The following is a 1,893-nucleotide window of genomic DNA, read 5'->3' as shown; positions in this document are numbered from 1 at the left end:
TCCTACATCTGGGTCGGTAGCCTGTACATTGTAAGTATACACTGCGTCCTGAATGGCTACAGTTACTGGTGTACTAGTGAATTGAGGAACATCATTGGTGTTTGCAACAGTTATAGAAAAATTCTGATTTACATTAGCGCCATCCTGATCCCTAACATTTAAAACAACACTTGAACTACCAACATTTTGATTCAAAGGGGTACCGGTCAATACACCCGTACCATTCCCGTTATCTGTCAAACTCAACCAGGTTGGTTTTGAAAGTACCCTAATTTCTAAATCATCACCTATATCATCATCATCTACAGTAATGTTATAAATGTAAATAGCATCCTCCGTTGCACTTATTATTGGAGTACTTGTGAAGAATGGGGCATCGTTCGCATTTCCTACATTGATATTAAAACTCTGATCTTCCGAAGCTCCAGAGTTATCTGTAACCCGAAGCAATACTGAATTTATTCCTGTATCTGTATTATCTGGAGTCCCACTGATAGAACCGCTTCCATCACCATTATCGTTTAAAGTAAGCCAATCAGGCAAAGTCGGAGCAGTCAATGTCAATTCATCTCCGCTATCATCATCATCAGAATTAATGAAATATGTATATTCTATATCTTGAGTAGCATTTGTTATAGGGGTACTTGTAAAAAATGGTGCATCATTTGAATTAGAAACGAGGATGTTGAAGAATTGATTTTCATCATTTCCTTTATCATCAGAGACAGAAAGTGCAATTCCAAAAGTTTGACCTGCATCGCTATTAGAAGGGGTTCCGCTTAATACAGCGGTACCATCACCATTATCAATAAGCCCCAACCAACCAGGAAGGGCTATAAGTGAAGTTATTGTTAAATCATCACCCGGATCAGCGTCCGAAGTTGTAATATTATAAGTATATAACTGATCCTGAACTGCTCCGGTAACAGCTGCACTTGTAAACTCTGGATCATCCTGTACTGCAGCCACAGTTATAGTTGTGCTAGTATTGACAAAAAGTCCACCTTGGTCAGTAGCTCTAATCGTAATAGTTGCAGAACCAAATTGATCATCTGCAAAATCAATTATTAAACTGCTTCCTGAAATAACAACCGCGTTGAATAAAGATGGATTACTATTATTATGAACTGAATATATCAATTCACTATCACCATCCTCCAAATCTGCAAATGCATTATATAGGTTGAAATAAACATTATCAGCATCCTCATTAACGTTAACATCAACCAATCCTGACGTTGTTGGTACACCATTGATAATCAAAGTCTCTGACTTCTGTCCTTCATAGTTAATATCATTAATTGTAGCATCTACTGAATAAGTTCCTACTGATAATGGCACACTTGCCGAGCCATTATAAAGAACATCAACTGTAAGCCCCCCCGGATTGGTTGTTGCAGTAACTGCTTTTGATGAACCATCAAAATTTTGATAAAGATCAGTGATAGTAATAATACCCTGAGCTTTATTTATTGTTAAAGTTCCAGTCCCTGAACCTTCATAATTACTATCTTCAATTATACCTTCTACAGAATAAACCCCGGCATTTTTAGGGTTGTTATCAAAATCCCCATTGTAACCCAAACTAACAGTTAACCCTGGAGGAACGGTGGTAAATGATGCGGCCTTAGATGAACCATCATAAGTAAAAATATTATTCGATACATTGACAGTTGCTGTTGCTTTATTAATCGTCAGACTGCCTGTATTGCCCCCCTGATAGTTCGCATCATTAATGGTCGCTACTATTGCATAAGTACCTGCATTTGTTGGAGGCGTTGATGAGCCTGCGTAGGTCACAGCTACCGTCAGTCCTGCTGGTGAGGTCACTGTAGTGACTGGCCTAGGGTTTGTATTATAGGTCTGTGTCGTATTGCTGATCGTTATAGTTGC

Annotated in this window: 1 protein-coding gene; it reads right to left on the bottom strand. The window is 38.5% G+C overall.

Annotation, left to right across the window (positions count from 1 at the left end; genetic code table 11):
• Positions 1-1,893: MBG domain-containing protein (locus tag E1140_RS00505; RefSeq protein ID WP_185153328.1), on the bottom strand; the 1,893-nt coding region annotated here is incomplete at both ends.

Source organism: Fulvivirga lutimaris (assembly GCF_009711525.1).
Classification (GTDB): domain Bacteria; phylum Bacteroidota; class Bacteroidia; order Cytophagales; family Cyclobacteriaceae; genus Fulvivirga; species Fulvivirga lutimaris.
Note: the sequence above shows the minus strand (reverse complement) of the source record. Positions and strands in the feature narration are given on the sequence as shown.